This window comes from Hymenobacter arizonensis (assembly GCF_900115775.1).
Classification (GTDB): domain Bacteria; phylum Bacteroidota; class Bacteroidia; order Cytophagales; family Hymenobacteraceae; genus Hymenobacter; species Hymenobacter arizonensis.
In genome coordinates this window covers 1,080,971-1,097,593 of sequence record NZ_FOXS01000001.1, presented here as the reverse complement: position 1 = coordinate 1,097,593, position 16,623 = coordinate 1,080,971, and the positions used below count along the sequence as shown (strand labels likewise).

The following is a 16,623-nucleotide window of genomic DNA, read 5'->3' as shown; positions in this document are numbered from 1 at the left end:
CGTCATCAACGACCCACTGCGTTACGTCAGATAAACCCTCTGAAAATGGACCGGCCGGCTGAGCAAATCTAAGTCGGTCCGTTTTCAGAGGGTTTATATCAGCTCCTTGTACACCGCCAGATAATCCGCCGCCATTTTCTCCTGCGAGAAGTTGGCGCTGGCCCAGGCCCGGCAGGCGGCCCGGCTGATGCTGCCTATCTGCTGCACGGCTTCCACGGCCTGCCCCACATTATCCACCAGAAAGCCGGTTTGCGCTTCCTGTATCAGCTCGGGCATAGCTCCCTTGTTGAAGGCAATGACCGGCGTGCCGCAGAGCTGGGCTTCGGCCACGCTCAGGCCAAAGGGCTCGGCGAAACGAATGGGGTGGAGCAGCGCCAGGGCTTGCCCCAGCAGTTGGTTGCGCTGCGCCGGCCCGGCCGGTCCCAGGAACACAATGTCGTCGCTCAACAGCGGTTCCACTTGCTCGCGGAAGTAGGCCGCATCCTGCACGATGCCCGCGATGAGCAGGCGCTTACCGCTGCGCCGGGCAATGTCAATGGCCTCGGCCGTGCCCTTGTCGGGGTGGATGCGGCCGAAAAACAGCAGGTAGTCGTCGGGTTTCTCGGTGTAGACGAAGTCGTTCACCCGCAAGCCGTTGTAGACGGTGGCGGCGTAGGGCAGGCGCGGGCTGCGGTCGGCGTGGCTGATGGACACGTAGGCCGTCGAGGTGGCGTACTTCTCGTACACGGCCAGAATTTTTTCCGATGAAAAGCCGTGAATGGTGGTCACCATCGGCGTCGGAATCAGCCGCGAGTAGGTGAGGGGCAGGAAGTCGAAGTGGTTATGAATGAGGTCGAACTCGGCGGCCCGCTCCATCAGGTGGCTGATGTGCAGGCACTCTACCACTTTGGCGTCCTGGGTGCGGTCTTCTTCGTAGCCCTGCGCCACCACGGCCGCCAGCGTGCCGGCCGTGTGCGAGTCGGCGGTGGCAAACAGCGTCACGTCTACGCCCAGCGCCACCAGGCCCTCGGCCACGTTCGAGGCCATCTGTTCCCAGGGGCCGTAGTGGTGAGGTGGCGTACGCCAGGCCACCGGGGCGAGCACGGCCACTTTCATACGGTGGCAGCCACTGCGGCCGGCTCGGCGGCTTGTGCCGACTGGTCGTATTCGTGCTCCAGCTCCAGGGCTTTCAATACCGTAAGGTGGGAAATGAGGTAGGCCAGGGTGCTTTCGGCGCCCTGGTTGCGGTTGAGGCCGTTTTCCTGGAGGCCATCACAGCAGCCCTTGGTTTCGGGGTCGTAGAGGGGCACGCGCAGCAGGTTCTCGCCCAGAAACCACTGGTAGCTGGCAAACATGCGCTCAATAAACGCGGGCTCGTGGGTGGTGCGGTAGGCCTGAAAGTACACCAGCACCATGGCCATGGTTTCGATGGCCTGCTGGTCGAACACCGGCAGCTCGCCGCCCTGGTGGTACCAGCCCTGATTGCCCACCGGGTTCAGAAAACCGTGGCGGAAGCTTAGCTCATCCAGAAACTCCAGCGCTTCCAGCGCCACCTCGCGGGCCGGGGCGTGACCCGTGATTTCGTGGGCGTGCAGCAAAGCCAGGGGCAGAATGGCGTTGTCGTAGGTCAGCTTTTCCTCGAACCAGTGCCAGTCGGCGGTGCGGTGGGCGGCGTAGGCGCTCAGCAGCCGCGTTGTGAGCTGGGTCAGCTCCTCCACCAGGGCCTCGTCGTCGGGGTGGGCCTTGAGGTAGTAGGCCACCCCAATCATGGTATTGGCAATGCCGCGCAGGTGGTGCAGCGCCCCAAAGTGGGGCACCGAGCGGGCCAGCAGCTCGCCGGCAAACTCCCGGTACGAGTTGTTAGGGGCGCGGTGAATGAGGTAGCCCAAGGCCCACACGGTGCGCCCAAACGAGTCTTCGGAGCCCACTTCATCCAGGTATTCCCTTCTGAAGCTCAGAAAGTTGCGGAAGTTGCCGTCGTCGCACTGCACGTAGTGCAAATAGCTCAGGTAAATGGGCAGCAAGTCCAGCGCCTCCTGGCTGTTGTGCTGCTGGTAGGCCATCAGGGCCATGATGAGGGCGCGGGAATTGTCGTCGAGGCAGTAGCCTTCCTTGAGGTTGGGAATGCCGTACTTGGCGTGCTGCACGATGCCCGTGTCGTCGGTGAGGCGGCGCACGTGGGCCAGGCTGAACTCGGGAATGATTTCGGGGTCGACCAGCGGGCGGGGCGGCAGCGCGGCGCCTGTTGCAGTCTGGGCGCTGGCGGCTTCCAGCACGGCCAGAAACTCGGCCCCGATTTTGGGCCAGCGCAGGTGCAGTCCGTACTCGTAGGCCTCATGTTGCAGGGCGGCCAGCGTGTCGGGGTTCGTGAGCAGGTCGTTCACGGTATCGGCCAGCGCGTCGGCATCCTTGAAGGGAAACAGGCGGCCCCGGCCCTCAGCCAGCAGCTCCTGCGCGTGCCAGTAGGGCGTAGACACGACGGCCGCGCCCGCGCCCACGGCATACGACAAGGTGCCGCTGGTAATCTGGGCCTCGTTGGTGTAGGGCGTGATGTAGATGGCGGCGGCCGTGAGGTAGTTCATCAGCTCGGCTTCCTCTACAAACTTGTTGATAAACACCAAGTGCTTATCAACTTGCAGCTCTAGGGCCAGGCGCTTGAGCTGCTCGCGGTACTCCTCGCCCGAGCGGCGCACCACGCCGGGGTGGGTGTTGCCGAGCACCACGTACACCACGTCGGGGTGCTCGGCCACAATGGCCGGCAGGGCCCGAATCACCGTTTCCAGGCCCTTGTTGCGGCTCAGCAGCCCGAAGCTGAACAGCACCCGCCGGTTGCGAAACGGCGCCAGCGTAAGCAGCGGGTTGACCCTAGGCGCTTCCAAATCGGGCACGCCGTGCTCGATGAGCTGGATTTTCTCGGGCGCGATGTCGTAGATATCGGTCAGGAAATCAATGCCCCGGCGGCTCATCACGATGAGGCGGGCCGAGCGGCGGGCAATTTCCTGAATAATGATTTTCTGGGTGTGCGAGGGCTCGCGAAGAATGGTGTGCAGCACCGTCACGAGCGGCTTCTCGAGCCGGTGGAGCAGCGGCAGCAGGTAGATGCCGCTCTCGCCGCCGAAGATGCCAAACTCGTGTTCCAGCAAGCACACGTCGGCGTCGCTGGTGTTGAGGTAGGTGGCGGCCCGGATGTAATCCTTTTGGTCTTCCTGGCGGATAACGACTTTTACCTCGTCGCCATAGTCGTACTGGTCGTCGTCGTCCGAGTCGTTCAGGGCCACGCCGAATCCGCTTTCCGGCCCCGTCTGCCCCTGCCGGGCGAGGTTGAGGGCAATGGCGCGCACCACGTTCTGGTTGAAGGTGGCCAGGCCGCACTCGCGGGGCAGGTAGGTGGAGATATAGGCGACTTTCATGGGAAAGGGAGGGTTGGGATGAGTATTCTATAAAAGCCGTCATGCTGAGCGCAGTCGAAGCATCTTACCGCTTCGGTGGACGGCCCAGGCGAAGCGGTAGAGATGCTTCGACTGCGCTCAGCATGACCGTCATTTCTATTTGGGCATTTGGGCAACCCTTATTCCAGGTAGTAGTGGCGCAGGCGGTTCAGGTCGTTGTCGAGCTCATACACCAGCGGCACGCCGCAGGGAATGTCGAGCTGGGTGACTTCGGCGTCGGTCAGGTGGTCGATGTACTGCACCAGGGCTCGCAGGCTGTTGCCGTGGGCGCACACCAGCACGCGCTGGTTGCTGCGGATGGCGCCCATAATCTGCTCGGTCCAGTAGGGCAGCACGCGGGCCAGGGTCTGACTCAGGTTCTCGGTCAGGGGCAGCTCGCGGGCCGTCAGGTGCTGGTAGCGGGCGTCGTGGCCGGGGAAGCGCGGGTCATCGCGGGTGAGGGCCGGGGGCGCCTCGTGCGGGTCGCGCCGCCACCGCTGCACCTGCTCCGCCCCAAACTGAAGGCTGCTATCGGCCTTGTTCAGGCCCTGCAGCGCCCCGTAGAACCGCTCGTTCAGCCGCCACGACTTCTGCACCGGCAGCCAGAGCAGGTCCATTTCCTCCAGCGTGATATCCAGGGTTTTGATGGCCCGCTTCAGCACCGAGGTAAAGCCGATATCGAACCCGTAGCCGTGCCGGCGCAGCAGCTGGCCCGCGCGGACGGCTTGCTGCCGGCCCTGCTCCGATAGGTCCACGTCCGTCCAGCCGGTGAAGCGGTTTTCCTGGTTCCACACACTCTGGCCGTGGCGCAGCAGTACTATTTTTTGCATTAATGTAGAGAAGATTGACAGCGAACCCGCCGCGCGTTATGCCGGGTGACTAAGCGAAGCTGTTTAGAAAGTCAGCTTTTCCAGGCGTTTGTCATCCTGAGCGCAGCGAAGGACCTTATGACGCTTGAATCACTAGTGCGCAGACGTGATAAGGTCCTTCGCTGCGCTCAGGATGACAGGGTTTTTGACTTCCTAAACAGCTTCAGCAGGTAAGCCGCCTTCCTGCAAAGTACCGGCCAGCCACCGGCCCCTCCCTTGTTGAAAATCAAGCCCACGAAATGACTTTCATCAAAGGCGGAGGGGGCAGGGGGCCGTACTCTTGCCAGGAGCTTGCTCTGCTGCTGCCGGGGCGGCTACCCGGTAGTGTTTGCGCGCGGCGCCCTGCGCGCCCCGCTTCCCGTACGTGCGGGTGCACGGCGGCTGGTTTTCAGTGACTTGCCGGGGGCTCACTTCACTTTCTGATGACCTACCAATGCCGGATTTAACCGCATTATTTGCCCACCAGGCGCAGGCCAGTGCCCACGTCCAGTTCGTGTTCAACCTGACGGCGGGCCGGGTAGCGTTCGTCAATGACGCCTATGGGCGGGTGCTGCACGGGGAGCCCGAGCAGGTAAATGCCGAGCTGCCTGCGCTGCTGGCCCGCTTGCATCCCGATGACCAACCCCAGCTGGCCGAATACTGGGCGCAGTGGAGCCGGGGAGGGCGACCGGCCGAGGTCGAGTTTCGCCTGCGCCACCCCGAAGACCAGGACCAGTGGTTTCGGCTCACGCCGTACTATGAGCAGGATGCCGAGGGCGCCGTCTGGCTGCTGGGCTCGCTGCGCGACATCAGCGTGACCAAGCGCTACCAGGCCAATGCCGACCTGTTCAACAGCCGCAAGAACGCCACCCTCGAAATCCTGTCCCACGACCTGAGCGGGGCTTTCATCATGGTGCAGCAAATCGCGGAGTTTCTGCGGGAAGAAGTGCAGGCGCCGGCCAACCCCCAGGTGACCGTCATGCTGCGCGAGCTGGAAGCCACCAGCCGCGACAGCGTGAAAATGATTCGCGACTTCATCAACATCGAGTTTCTGACCTCGGCCAACAGCGACCTGAAGCGCGACCGGGTGGACGTGGGCGCGGTGCTGCGCGAGCCCCTGGACCAGCTCACCACCAAGTCCTTTGCCCACCACTTCGCCTACTCGCTGCCCGCGGCGCCGCTCTACGCCAACCTGGACGTCAACAAGTTCACGCAGGTGCTGCTCAACTTGGTGAGCAACGCCCTGAAGTTCACCCCCGATGACGGCCACATCAGCGTGGTCGTCGAGCCGGGCCCTGGCAGCGTGCGCATCCTCGTCCAAGACGATGGCGTCGGCATTCCGCTGGCCCTGCAGCCGGTGCTGTTTGAGCCCTTCACCAAAGCCCGGCGGTCCGGCCTGCGGGGGGAGCCCAGCACCGGCCTGGGCCTGGTCTTGTGCAAAACCATTGTGGAGTGGCACCGGGGGACGCTGGAGATGGTCAGCGCCGAGGGGCAAGGCACCACGTTCACTATTGAAATTCCGCAATCCGACGGCCTGGAGAGCCCAATCCTGAAGCCCCAGGTCGAATTATACGGGTGAGCATTATTCTTGATGTGCCCGTTTTCTGGTACAAGAATTTGGAATACGAGACCCTGCAGGTGTTTTAATTTTTGGCAGTCGTCTCAGTGCCCGGCACTAACCCAGCGGCTGACGAAGAATGGGCGGGCAACTGGTCGCCGAGCATCAGGGCCGGCGCGCTTCAAAATGCACTTCCGGGTACGCCGGGCTCTGGGCGCGGTAAGCTTAGGTGATGGAGGCTGATGAAACCAGTGGAACAGGCCTGAGGCAAGCTGGCGCCACTGCCGCGCCAAGCCCACCAGCCTCGAACCTGCGCTAACGCACCCGCCCCACCTGCTCCAGCGAGTCGGCCGTGGCGCGGGCTTTTTGCTTGGCCTGGCGGCGGAAGTAGCCGCGCAGCAGGAAGTTGTGTTGCAGGGCCGTCATGCTCTGGTTGAGCTTGGCGGTGCTTTGGGCCACGTTGCCCACGGTCTGGCGCAGCTGCCGGGCGGCCGTGGTGTCGGTGAGCAGGGCCTGGGCGGGCCCGCCGCCGGCTTGCACCTGACGCTGCAGGCCGTTGAGGGTGGCGGCCAGGGTATCGGAGGTGCTGGCCAGCTGCCGGGCGGCGTGCCCGAGCTGGCCGGCGAAGACCTCATCGGTGAGCAGGTAGCCCAGCGGGCCCTGGCCCCGGCGCACGCCCTGGGTGAGCTGGCGCACGTCGGCGGCGGCCCCGTTGAGCTGGGCCGAGGCGGCGGCGGCATTGCGGGCACTTCGGCTGATGTCGGCCGGCAGCTGCTCGTCGCTAAGTAACTGCCAGATGGCCTTGCTGTCGTTGAGCTTGTCCGTGACTTCGCGCAGGCCGGTGGTGATGCCCACCAGGTTTTTGTTGGAAACGTCCAGCGTGGCCAGCATGGCGTCGAGGCTGGCCTGCTCGTGGGTGGCCAGCACGTCGCCGGCCTGCACCACCGGGGCGGGGGCGGGGCCAGCGGTGATGTTGATGATGGTGTTGCCCACCAGCCCGTCGGTGCCGATGCTGGCCACCGCGTTGCGGCGCACGAAGGGCTGTGCCTCCTGGTTCAGATTCATTTCCACGCGCACGGTGGTGTCGCTCAAAATGCTGATTTTCTTCACCGTGCCCACCGTAATGCCCCCCAGCCGCACGTTGTTGCCGGGAAGCAGGCCGGCCACGTTGCGGAAGTCGGCCTGCACCGGCAGGCTTTTTTGAAACAGATTCTGCTGACTACCCAGCAGGTAGAGGATAAGGAGCAGGCAGCCCACCCCCACCACCACGAACAGGCCGAGGCGTACTTGATTGCTGGTGGAATTACTAGGCATGGCGAGGGAATGAAAAAGGGAGGATGATGGTTGGGGCAGGCCCGCCCGTCTCTACTTGAAAAAATCGTTGACCCGGGGGTCTGCGTGCTTAGCCAGTTCGGCATAGGTGCCCTGGGCGTAGCAGCGGCCGTCGGCGAGCAAGGCCACCCGGTCGGCCGAGCCGCGCACGCTGTCCATGTCGTGGGAGATGATGAAAGCAGCCGTCCGGTATTTGAGCTGCACCTCGCGGATGAGGCTGGTGATTTCGCGGGCCGTGATAGGGTCGAGGCCCGTGGTGGGCTCATCGTAGAGAATGATTTCGGGGCGCAGGATGAGAGTGCGGGCCAGGGCGATGCGCTTGCGCTGCCCGCCCGAGAGCTCGGCCGGCATCTTGTCGATGGTATTGGCCAGGCCCACGTCTTCCAGGGCCTGCTGCACCAGGTCCTTTTCCTCGCCCCGGCGGTGGGCCAGCCACTGCCGGCGCAGCGGAAACAGCAGGTTCTCGCGCACGGTCATCGAGTCGTAGAGGGCGTTGCTCTGGAACAGGAAGCCCAACTTGGCCCGCAGCTGGTCCATGGCTTCGTGGTCGAGGGTACTGATGTCCTGCCCCAGCACCGTGATGCGGCCGGTATCGGGCCGCAGCAGGCCGATGATGCACTTAACCAGCACCGACTTGCCCGAACCGGACTTGCCCAGCACCACCACGTTTTCGCCCCGGTGCAGGTCCAGGGAAAAATCCTGGAGCACGTGGTTGTCGCCAAACGACTTGGTCAGGTGCTCCAGCGTGAGCACCACCTCGGCAGGGCCGGTGGGGGCTGGCGGGGCAGTAGGTTGAAGGTTGGTTTCGGGCGGCATGGGGCGTGTTAGTTGAAGCCCAGCAGGCCGGTAATCTGCACGGCCAGCAAGTCGAGAATGAAGATGAGCAGCGACGAGACCACCACGGCCGAGTTGGCCGCCGCGCCCACGCCGGCCGTGCCTTTCTCGGCGTAATATCCTTTGTAGCAGCCGATAAGGCCCACGGCAAAGCCAAAGAAGAAGGTCTTAAAGAAGGCCGGCAGAACGTCGGCGAAAGTCAAGCCGCTGAGGATGTTGTTGGTGAAGAGCGCCAGCGTGGTCACGCCCTTGGTGTTGATGCCCACGTAGGAGGCGTAGAGCCCAATGACATCGGCCAGTACCGTGAGCAGGGGCAGCATGAGGGTGGTGGCCAGCACCCGCGTGACGACCAAGTACTTGAAGGGGTTGGTGCCCGAGACTTCCATGGCGTCAATCTGCTCGGTCACCCGCATCGAGCCCAGCTCGGCGCCCATGCTGGAGCCAATTTTGCCCGAGAAAATCAGGGCCGTGATAATCGGCCCCATTTCCCGGATGATGGTCAGCCCCACCATGGTCGGAATCCAGGCTTCGGCCCCGAACTGGGCCATGGTAGGCCGGCTTTGCAACGTGAGCACCAGCCCCATGATGAAGCCCGTGATGCCCACCATCGGCAGGGACTGGTAGCCCACCACGTAGCACTGGTAGAGCAGCTCGCGTACCTCGTAGCGCGGCCGGAATCCCTCGCGGAAGAACCGCCCGGCGAACTGCGCAATGGCACCGGTTTCGGCAAGAAAGGGGCTGTTAAACAACGGAGTAGGGCTTGAAGGGAAGGCCGCTTCAGGGAGGGGCCGGCTACAAAGGACTGGCCTTCGGCGGGCATCTGACATGCCCAATGTCAGGCTCCGTCCATGACTTTCGTCAAGGGCGCGCCACCGGGCCGGGCGTACTCTTGTGGTGGGTGCTAGCAGCATGACTGTTCTTTTGCAAAGGGCTCTTCCCTTACTGCCCCTACACCGCATGAGCGCCGAAACAAAGCTGCTCGCTATCAAAGTCCTCCACCCGCTGGTGGGGGCTTTTTTGGAGCCATCATCGGTTACGTGCTGTGCGGGGTTACCAGCCGCCTGAGCTGGCATACCTGGGCGGCCAGCGCGCTGGTGGTGGGGGAGGGCGGGGTGCGGTCCTTCCGGGGCCCCGGCCCGCTGACCCTGCTGGCTCGCCGCTACGTCCGCTTCGGGGTGCAGCGGCCGGACGGATATTTTTCTTTTCCTTGTGTCCCCCTAATGCTATGCTGACTGATATTCTGGGCTTTCTGGTGTGCGCCGCCGTCATTATTTATAGCGGCACCAAGCTGTCGGTATACGGCGACCAGCTGGCCTCCCTCACCGGCCTGAGCCGGGCCTGGCTGGGCCTCGTGCTGATGGCTTCCGTCACCTCCATGCCCGAGCTGCTGACCGGCTACAGCGCCGCCTCGCTGGTGGGTGCGCCCGATTTGGCCGTGGGCAACGTGCTGGGCAGCTGCCTGTTCAATATTCTCATCATTGCTTTGGTCGATTTGCTGGCCCCGCGCCGCGCCGTGGCCGCTCCGGCCAGCCGGGAGCATCTGGTCACGGCCGCCTTCGGGGTGCTGATGCTGGGCGTGGTGGGGGTAGCGTTTTTGCAGCCCGCCGCCTTTGGGCAAGTGGGCTGGCTGGGCGGCTACAGCCTGGCCCTGACGGGCCTTTACCTGGTGGCTATGTACACCGTGTTTCGCTACGGCCAGCAAATGGCCCCCGCCCTGAGCGCGGCCCCCGCCGACGGCCCCGCGCCGGACGAGAGCATCACCGCCCCGGCTCCGGTGGGCGGGGGGCTGCGGACGGTGCTGGGGCGCTTTGGCCTGCACGCGCTGGTGGTGATGGGCAGCGCCCTGGCCCTGCCGTATTTCAGCGAGCACCTGGCCGCAGCCAGCGGACTGGGCCAGAGCTTCTTCGGCACCTTCGCACTGGCCCTCACCACCTCACTGCCCGAGCTGGTGGTGTCGCTGGCCGCCGTGCGCCTGGGCAGCCTCGACATGGCCCTCGGCAACCTGTTGGGCAGCAACCTGTGCAACCTGTTCGTGCTGGCCGCCGTCGACGCGACCTACACCCCCGGCCCGCTGCTGGCCCATGCCAATGCCAGCCACCTGCTCACGCTGCTCGGGGCCATCGTGGTTACGGCCATCAGCCTGGTGGGCCTGGTCACGCGCCCCACCCGCACCAGCCGCTGGGCGCCCGATACGGTGGGCATCGTGGTGGTGTACGGACTGATGGCGGTGCTGCTGTATCAGAACCGGTAGGGGCCCCTGTTGTAAGTTAAAAGTTTGAAATACAGATTTTTGTTGGGTGCTGAAAGCTCTCGTTTCATGGGCGCTGCCGCCGCACCGCCTTCCACCCCTCCACCCAGCCCACGCCCGCCAGCGCGGCCAGCGCGCACCCGCCCAGCGCCGCCAGCGGCACCGGCGCGAAGCCGAACAGCCGCTGCGCCGCCGGCACCAGCAGCGTGGTGAGCAGCAGGGCCAGCGTGAGGGCCAGCATCAGCCAGAGGATGCGGTTGGGCACGCGCAGGGTTTGCAGCACCGACTGCGTGAACGAGCGGTTGACCAGCGTGAGTAGCAAATTGCTAAGTACCAGCGTAGCGAAGGTGAGCGTGCGGACCACCGGCAGGGGCGCGCCCTGCCGCATGAAATAGTAGTACACGCCCAGCACCGCCGCCGCAATGCCCAGGCCCTGCACGACACTGCGGCCCAGCTCGGCCCCGGCCAGGAAGGTGGCCGTGAGTGGGCGCGGGGGCTGGCGCATTTGGCCGGCCTCGGCCGGCTCGTTTTCGAAGGCAATGGAGCAGGTGGGGCCCATTACCAGCTCCAGGAAGATGATGTGCACGGGCGAAAACAGGTTGGCAAACTGCCAGCCGGCCAGCAGCGGCACGGCCACCGTGAGCACAATGGGGATGTGGATGGAAACGACGTAGAACACCGCCTTTTTAAAGTTCTGGTAAATGCGGCGCCCCTGGGCAATGGCCGTGACCATGCCGGCCAGGTCGTCATCCACGAGCACCAGGGAGGCCGCTTGCCGGGCCACTTCGGTGCCGCGCCGGCCCATGGCCACCCCGATGTGGGCGGCCTTGAGGGCGGGGCCGTCGTTGACGCCGTCGCCAGTCATGGCCACTACTTCGCCGCGGGCTTTGAGGGCTTCCACCACCTTCAGCTTGGCCTCCGGAAACATGCGGGCGAAGACGGCCGTGGTGGCCGCCAGCGGCTGCAGGTCGACGTCCGATAAGGCCATGACTTGCTGGCCGGTGAGCAGGGTGTCGGCCCCCGGCAGGCCCACCTGGCGGGCAATGGCCTGGGCCGTTTCGGGGAAGTCGCCGGTTATCATCTTGACCTGGATGCCGGCGGCGAGAAAGTCCTGAATAACGGCCGCCGCGTTGGCCTTGGGTGGGTTTTCGAGGGCCACCAGACCCAGGAACTCCCAGGCAAAATCGTCCTGCGCGGCCGGGAAATCGGGGCCGGGAGCAGCGGCCCGCGCCACGCCCAGCACCCGGTACCCCTGCGCCGACAGCGCTTGCGCCACCCGCCGAATTTCGGCAGCCACGGCTGGGGTAGGGCGGCACACGGCCAGCACATGCTCCACCGCCCCCTTGCCGGCCACCAAGGTTTCGCCGTTTACCTGGCGCACGTGCGTCATCATGGGTGGGGTGCCGGCCAGCGGGTACTCGTGCAGCATGGGCGCGGGCGCAGCGGCGGCAGCCGGCGCGGCAGCCATAAAGGCGGCTACAATGGCCTTTTCCATGGCGTCGAAGGGCTCGGTTTCGCTGGCCCAGCGGGCGTAGGCCAGCACGGGGGTGGCAGAAGGCAGGAGCGGGCCGGGCACTGGCACGAGGCGGGCGGCGGCCCCGTCGTAGAGCTGGGCCACGCGCATGCCTTCCTGGGTGAGCGTGCCGGTTTTGTCGGCGCAGATGACGGTGGCCGAGCCCAGGCTTTCCACGGTTTGGGGCTGCCTGGTCAGCACGCCCAGCCGGCTCAGGCGGGCCGCGCCCAAGGCCATAAAGGAGCTGAAGGCCACTGGAATCTCTTCGGGCAAGATGGACATGGCCAGCGTGAGGCCGAAGAGCAGGGCCGTCACCCAGTTGCCGGAGTGGGCGTAGTTGACGCCCCACACCAGGGAAAAGGCGCCGGCCCCCACCCAGGCCATGCGCAGCACAAACCGGCTCACCTGCCGCTGCAAGGGCGTCTTTTCGGTGTCGATGGCCTCAAGGCTCTGCCCGATGCGCCCGAGCTTGGTGTCCCCGCCCACGGCCGTGACCGTCAGCCAGACGCTGCCCGCGGCGGTGCTGGTGCCCGCAAAAACGGGGTCGCCCACGGCCTTGGCCACCGGTACGGCCTCGCCGGTGAGGATGGCCTCGTCCACCGAGAAGTCGCTGCCTTCGGTCACGGTGCCGTCGGCGGGCAGGCGGCCGCCTTCTTCCACCAGCACGGCGTCGCCCACCACCAGGTCCGCTACCGGCACGGGGCCGACCACGCCGTTGCGGCGCACTTGGGCCCGGGGCTGGGTCAGTTCGCGCAGGGCCCCCAAGGCGCGGTCGCTGCGGATTTCCTGATACACCGAGATGCCCGCCACCGCCAGCAGCGCCACCCCGAGGGTCAGGGCCTCGGCCCCTTCACCCAGCGCGATGTACACCGCGCAGGCCGCCAGCAGCAGCCCAAACATGGGCTCCGTCACTACTCCGCGCAGCGTGGCCAGCAGCCCCGAGTGGGCATTGGTGGTGAGTACGTTGCGGCCGTGCGCGGCGCGGGCGGCAGTTACGGCTTCATCGGTGAGGCCCGGCGCGGGGGCAGTCGAGGAGGAGGCCATCAGGCAGGCGCGGCTAGGTGGTTTGTGCCCGGATGGCGCGGATGATGCGGTCGGCGGCCTGGTCGCTGTACACCCCGTAGCCGTTCACCAGCGTGCCTTTCAGCTTAAACTTAGCGGAGGAAATGGCATAAACCACGGCTTCATCGGCGGGGTCGGTGGGGCCCTCGAAGCGGAAGTGCTGGTCTACCACAAACTCATCGGGGGCCAGCTGAATGGCCGAGCGCTGACTAGCCCGGTAGGCCCCGTGCAGGTTGAAATCTTCGGTATAGCCCTCTTTTTTGAGGTGGGCCAGCGTTTCCAAAAGCGTGGGGAGCGTGTGCATCATGGCGTGAAGGGCAAGGTAAAATAGGGGAACGTTACACCGACTCATTTTCAGGCCTGCCCAAACCACTCCCCGGGGCAGCGCGACGAGCGGTGCTCCGGCAATTCAGGAGGCCGGCGTGAGGCCGGACAGCACGGTGTTGGCATAGCCGGCGGCGGTGGCAAAGCCGGGCGTTTCTGTAACGGGCACCGGGGCGGCGGTGGGCAGCACCAGCACGGGCACGGGGCAGCTTTCCAGCAGTTGGGCCGTGACGCTGCGGTGAAACAGGTCGCCGAGGTAGCTGCGCTGGCGGGCCAGTACCACTACCAGGTCGGCGCGCGTATCCAGAGCGGCGGCCAGTATGCCTTGCGCGTAGTGCGCGTGCTGGTAGCCGCGCAGCTCCGGCACGGGCAGGCCCTGAACCAGGCCGCTGGCCTGCACGGCCCGCAGCGCGAGGGCGCAGCCCTCGTCATCCTCCACGCCGCTCGACACGTGGGCCACGATGACCTCCACGCCGGGCCGGGCCAGCAGCGGGCGCAGGGCTTCGGCTTCTGGGCCCAGGGCAAATGACTCCCGGTCGGCGGCAATGAGGATTCGGCGGGGCAGGTACTCGACCGGGGCCGCGGGCGACACCACCAGCAGCGGGAAGTTGCCGGCCCGCAGAATCTCTACGCAAGAGGTAAGCAGGTCGGCGGCCGGGCGGTCCTCATCGGCCTGGCTGAGCACGAACAGGGCCGGTTGGTAGCGGTAAGCCAAATCCTGGGCCACAGCGGGCAGCAGGTCGGTGGCCACTTCCACGGTCGCGGTGGTGAGCAAGCCTTCGGCCTGCTGGTAGAGAATGGCGGCCGTATCGGTCTGGCGGGCCAGCTCCTGCTGGTGGTAGCCCTGGGCCACCAAGTCGTTGGGGTCAAACAGCGAAGCGCGGTTGACGTGCAGCAGCACCAAACGCCCTCCCACGGCCTGGGCCAGGAGGTCGGCGTACTGAACGGCGCGGCGGGCGGGCGGGTAAAAGCCCGCGAAGACGATAAGGGAAATAGCCATCAGTTAAGGAGTTTGGGGGTGAAAGGGTCGTGAGCAGCAGGGTAGAGCGAGCTGTTTACTCCCGCGCCGTTTCTTGGGTGGCCAGCAGCAGCACTGGCACCGCGGTATGCCGTAGCACTTCGTCGATAACACTGCCGCCAAATAGCTTGCTTACCCAGCCGTGGCCGGGGTCGAGCAGCACCAGCACGTCGGCCGCCAGCTCCTTCACGGCCTGCCGCAGGCCGGCTGCCGGCTCGTCGGCCACCACCCGGTAGGGGCTGCTGCCCGCCAGGGCCGGGGTGAGGCCGCACTCCTGCGCGGCCGTGAGGCCGTGGCGGCCGGCGTTCGGCTCATCGGGCCGGGCGACAGTGGTGGGCACCACGGCGGCCGCCAGCGCCGCCAGCAGCGGGGCAAGGGCCAGGGCTTCGGGCGTGAGGGTAAAGTACTGGTCGCGCACGCCCAGGGCCAGGCAGCGGGGTGGGCGCAGGGCGGCCGCCGGCAAGTGTTGGGGCACCAGCAGCAGCGGATAGCCCGTGTCGTGGGCCAGCGGCAGGGCGCGGTTGCTCAGCCATTCGTCCAGCATTCCATTGGTGGCCGTGAGCCCGGCAACAACCAGCAGCGGCTGGTGCTGGGCCAGGGCTTCCTCCACGGCCTCGTCCCAGGACTGCGCCACGGTGGCGGCGGTGGTGGGCCCGGGCATGGCGGCGGCCACTGCTTCAAGGGCCTGACGCTCCTGAAGCACGTAGCGGGCATTGGCGGCGCGCATCACCTCGCCAATGCGCGCGGTAGTGGGCGCCGTGGGGTACACGTGGAGCAGATGCACCTCGGCCCCCAGCGGGGCGGCCAGCACGGCGGCGTAGGCGCGGGCCCGCTCGGCGGCGGGCGAGGAATCGGTGAGGACGAGCAGGCTGGGCTTCATGGCGTGGCGGAGTTAAGTGGGGTGGGACTGGTGCGTGGCGTTTGTGAATTGAGTGGGAAAAGCCAGTCATGCTTCGACTGCGGCTGCGCCTTCGCTCAGCATGACTGTTCCCGAAGGCTCTTTTATCACTCCTAATGACTGAGCGCGGCCCGGATGGTCAGGAACTCGGTCAGGTTGGTTTGGTCGATGATGCCGCGCAGCTGCTGGTTTTCCAGCACGGGGAAAAAGGCGTTGGGCTGGCGCAGGGCGCGGGCGTACACCGTGGTCAGGCTGTCACCAATTTCTACCGTTTCAAACTCGCGGCTCATCACCTCCTGCACGGGGGTGGTCAGGCGGTTGTCGCGCAGGGCGGCCATGAGCAAGGGGCGGGTGAGCACGCCCACGGCCTGGCCCGCCGGGTCGAGCACGAGCAAATCTTGGTCGGAGCCGGCCAGCAAGGTGTTGGCTGCCTGTTGCATGGTGTCGGTGGGGGCCAGGGTGAGGTAATTAGTCAGCATGGCGTGGCCCGCGGTGTAGTCGCGTAGCAGCTCGCGGTGCTGCACCGATACGTTTTCGGTGTGGGCCCCGAAGTACACGAAGATGCCGATGAGCACCAGAAACGGGGCATTAAACAAGCCGTAGAACACGAAGCCCACGGCAATGAGCTTGCCCAGCCCCGCCGCAATGGCCGTGGCCCGGGGCCGGCCCAGGCGCATGGCCAGCAGGGCGCGCAGCACCCGCCCGCCATCCATCGGAAAGGCCGGAATGGCGTTGAACACCACCAGCATCACGTTCACCCAGAACAGGGCCGTGAGAAAGCCCAGCCCCACGGTGCCGTGGCTCAGGCCGATGCCTTCAAACGCCCCCAGCGGGGCAACAAACGGGTAGAGAACCAGGGCAATGGCCACGTTCACGGCCGGGCCGGCCAGGGCCACCAGCAATTCCTGCCGGGGCTTTTCGGGCATGCGCTCCAGTGTGGCCAGCCCGCCGATGGGCAGCAGCGTGATGGAGCGCGTGCCGATGCCGAAGCGCCGCGCCATGAGCGAGTGGCCCAGCTCGTGCAGCACCACGCATGCAAACAGTGCCAGCACGAAGCCGACCGACGTGAGCACGGCTCCCGAGTCGCTGCCCCGGCGCACCTCGGCAAACACGAGGAAGCCCAGCAGCAGCAGGAAGGTCCAGTGCAGAAAGATGCGGATGCCGGCCAGGCGGCCGATTAACAAGGAGTTTTTCATAAGCAGCAGCAGGAATCGCCGGAGGGCTTTTTTTCAACCCGACCGGCCCCCAAGGGACGTAGGTAAAAGTCCGTTCCGGCCACCTGCTTCGGCATGACGAGAATTCCTGGAACAGTTGATATTTGTCAAAGGCGCCCAGCCCATCGGCTTGCGCGGCCCAACTCGTCGAAAACCAAAAATCCCCGACTTCCGGCAAACCGAAAATCGGGGACTAGAAATAGCCCGTTCGGGCCTAGCGGCGCGGCAGCAGTACCGGCTGCAGCTGCGGGCGGCGGGTGCGCTGGCGCAACGCGAACAGGCTGCCGATGAATAAAGCGGAAAACAACAATGTGGGAATCAGCATACAAAAGGGAATAGGGACCAGTAAAGGCCGGGGTGGAAAAAA

Annotated in this window: 13 protein-coding genes; 2 read left to right on the top strand and 11 right to left on the bottom strand. The window is 65.5% G+C overall.

The features are described 5' to 3' along the window. Positions 1-93: 93 nt before the first annotated feature. The 3 genes from BMZ66_RS04575 to gpmA all read right to left on the bottom strand — a co-directional run bounded on the left by BMZ66_RS04575 (position 94) and on the right by gpmA (position 4,237). Positions 94-1,095, bottom strand: a complete 1,002-nt coding sequence (locus tag BMZ66_RS04575; RefSeq protein WP_092669401.1) for a glycosyltransferase family 4 protein — start codon at positions 1,093-1,095, stop codon at positions 94-96. Further along, a complete protein-coding gene (locus tag BMZ66_RS04570) occupies positions 1,092-3,389 on the bottom strand; it encodes a glycosyltransferase family 4 protein (RefSeq protein WP_092669399.1) in 2,298 nt (765 codons plus the stop codon). Before BMZ66_RS04570 ends, BMZ66_RS04575 begins: the two co-directional genes overlap by 4 nt. A 158-nt stretch (positions 3,390-3,547) precedes the next feature. Beyond that, the gene (gene gpmA / locus BMZ66_RS04565) at positions 3,548-4,237 is read right to left on the bottom strand and encodes a 2,3-diphosphoglycerate-dependent phosphoglycerate mutase (protein ID WP_092669397.1); all 690 of its coding nucleotides are present in this window, start codon (positions 4,235-4,237) and stop codon (positions 3,548-3,550) included. Between the two features lie 472 nt (positions 4,238-4,709). On the opposite strand from gpmA, the gene BMZ66_RS04560 reads away from it, so the two are divergent. Beyond that, positions 4,710-5,834 carry a PAS domain-containing sensor histidine kinase gene (locus BMZ66_RS04560; protein WP_092669382.1) on the top strand — a complete coding sequence of 375 codons (1,125 nt, stop codon included), beginning with the start codon at positions 4,710-4,712 and terminating at the stop codon, positions 5,832-5,834. A gap of 294 nt (positions 5,835-6,128) precedes the next feature. On the opposite strand, the gene BMZ66_RS04555 is transcribed toward BMZ66_RS04560, so the two are convergent. The 3 genes from BMZ66_RS04555 to BMZ66_RS04545 are packed head-to-tail and all read right to left on the bottom strand — an operon-like array spanning position 6,129 to position 8,728. Further along, the gene (locus BMZ66_RS04555; RefSeq protein ID WP_092669381.1) at positions 6,129-7,127 is read right to left on the bottom strand and encodes an MlaD family protein; all 999 of its coding nucleotides are present in this window, start codon (positions 7,125-7,127) and stop codon (positions 6,129-6,131) included. A gap of 51 nt (positions 7,128-7,178) precedes the next feature. Next, positions 7,179-7,961, bottom strand: a complete 783-nt coding sequence (locus tag BMZ66_RS04550) for an ABC transporter ATP-binding protein (protein WP_092669380.1) — start codon at positions 7,959-7,961, stop codon at positions 7,179-7,181. An 8-nt stretch (positions 7,962-7,969) separates the two neighbouring features. Further along, positions 7,970-8,728, bottom strand: a complete 759-nt coding sequence (locus BMZ66_RS04545; RefSeq protein ID WP_234794973.1) for an MlaE family ABC transporter permease — start codon at positions 8,726-8,728, stop codon at positions 7,970-7,972. Between the two features lie 476 nt (positions 8,729-9,204). Here BMZ66_RS04545 and BMZ66_RS04540 point away from each other — a divergent pair, with 476 nt between their 5' ends. Next, positions 9,205-10,230, top strand: a complete 1,026-nt coding sequence (locus BMZ66_RS04540) for a sodium:calcium antiporter (RefSeq protein ID WP_092669378.1) — start codon at positions 9,205-9,207, stop codon at positions 10,228-10,230. A 64-nt stretch (positions 10,231-10,294) separates the two neighbouring features. Here BMZ66_RS04540 and BMZ66_RS04535 read toward each other — a convergent pair whose 3' ends face one another. The 5 genes from BMZ66_RS04535 to BMZ66_RS04515 form a co-directional block, all read right to left on the bottom strand. After that, positions 10,295-12,784, bottom strand: coding sequence for a cation-translocating P-type ATPase (locus BMZ66_RS04535; protein ID WP_092669377.1), 2,490 nt, complete (start codon positions 12,782-12,784; stop codon positions 10,295-10,297). Positions 12,785-12,797: 13 nt separating this feature from the next. Continuing rightward, positions 12,798-13,109: a phosphoribosylpyrophosphate synthetase gene (locus tag BMZ66_RS04530; protein WP_234794972.1), complete on the bottom strand. Its 312-nt coding sequence runs from the start codon at positions 13,107-13,109 to the stop codon at positions 12,798-12,800. 102 nt (positions 13,110-13,211) lie between these two features. Then, a complete protein-coding gene (locus tag BMZ66_RS04525; protein WP_092669376.1) occupies positions 13,212-14,126 on the bottom strand; it encodes a universal stress protein in 915 nt (304 codons plus the stop codon). Between the two features lie 55 nt (positions 14,127-14,181). Further along, complete coding sequence (locus tag BMZ66_RS04520; protein ID WP_092669375.1) at positions 14,182-15,024, bottom strand: universal stress protein; 843 nt, start codon at positions 15,022-15,024, stop codon at positions 14,182-14,184. A gap of 131 nt (positions 15,025-15,155) precedes the next feature. Further along, on the bottom strand, positions 15,156-16,238 hold the full coding sequence (locus BMZ66_RS04515) for a site-2 protease family protein (RefSeq protein ID WP_092669374.1): 1,083 nt from the start codon (positions 16,236-16,238) through the stop codon (positions 15,156-15,158). Between the last annotated feature and the right edge of the window lie 385 nt (positions 16,239-16,623).

Bases quoted from the DNA above. Each gene is read 5' to 3' on its own strand.
- BMZ66_RS04520 (WP_092669375.1), bottom strand. From the start codon at position 15,024: ATGAAGCCCAGCCTGCTCGTCCTCACCGATTCCTCGCCCGCCGCCGAG.
- BMZ66_RS04550 (WP_092669380.1), bottom strand. From the start codon at position 7,961: ATGCCGCCCGAAACCAACCTTCAACCTACTGCCCCGCCAGCCCCCACC.
- BMZ66_RS04525 (WP_092669376.1), bottom strand. From the start codon at position 14,126: ATGGCTATTTCCCTTATCGTCTTCGCGGGCTTTTACCCGCCCGCCCGC.
- BMZ66_RS04575 (WP_092669401.1), bottom strand. From the start codon at position 1,095: ATGAAAGTGGCCGTGCTCGCCCCGGTGGCCTGGCGTACGCCACCTCAC.
- BMZ66_RS04540 (WP_092669378.1), top strand. From the start codon at position 9,205: ATGCTGACTGATATTCTGGGCTTTCTGGTGTGCGCCGCCGTCATTATT.
- BMZ66_RS04570 (WP_092669399.1), bottom strand. From the start codon at position 3,389: ATGAAAGTCGCCTATATCTCCACCTACCTGCCCCGCGAGTGCGGCCTG.
- BMZ66_RS04560 (WP_092669382.1), top strand. From the start codon at position 4,710: ATGCCGGATTTAACCGCATTATTTGCCCACCAGGCGCAGGCCAGTGCC.
- gpmA (WP_092669397.1), bottom strand. From the start codon at position 4,237: ATGCAAAAAATAGTACTGCTGCGCCACGGCCAGAGTGTGTGGAACCAG.
- BMZ66_RS04535 (WP_092669377.1), bottom strand. From the start codon at position 12,784: ATGGCCTCCTCCTCGACTGCCCCCGCGCCGGGCCTCACCGATGAAGCC.
- BMZ66_RS04515 (WP_092669374.1), bottom strand. From the start codon at position 16,238: ATGAAAAACTCCTTGTTAATCGGCCGCCTGGCCGGCATCCGCATCTTT.
- BMZ66_RS04530 (WP_234794972.1), bottom strand. From the start codon at position 13,109: ATGATGCACACGCTCCCCACGCTTTTGGAAACGCTGGCCCACCTCAAA.
- BMZ66_RS04555 (WP_092669381.1), bottom strand. From the start codon at position 7,127: ATGCCTAGTAATTCCACCAGCAATCAAGTACGCCTCGGCCTGTTCGTG.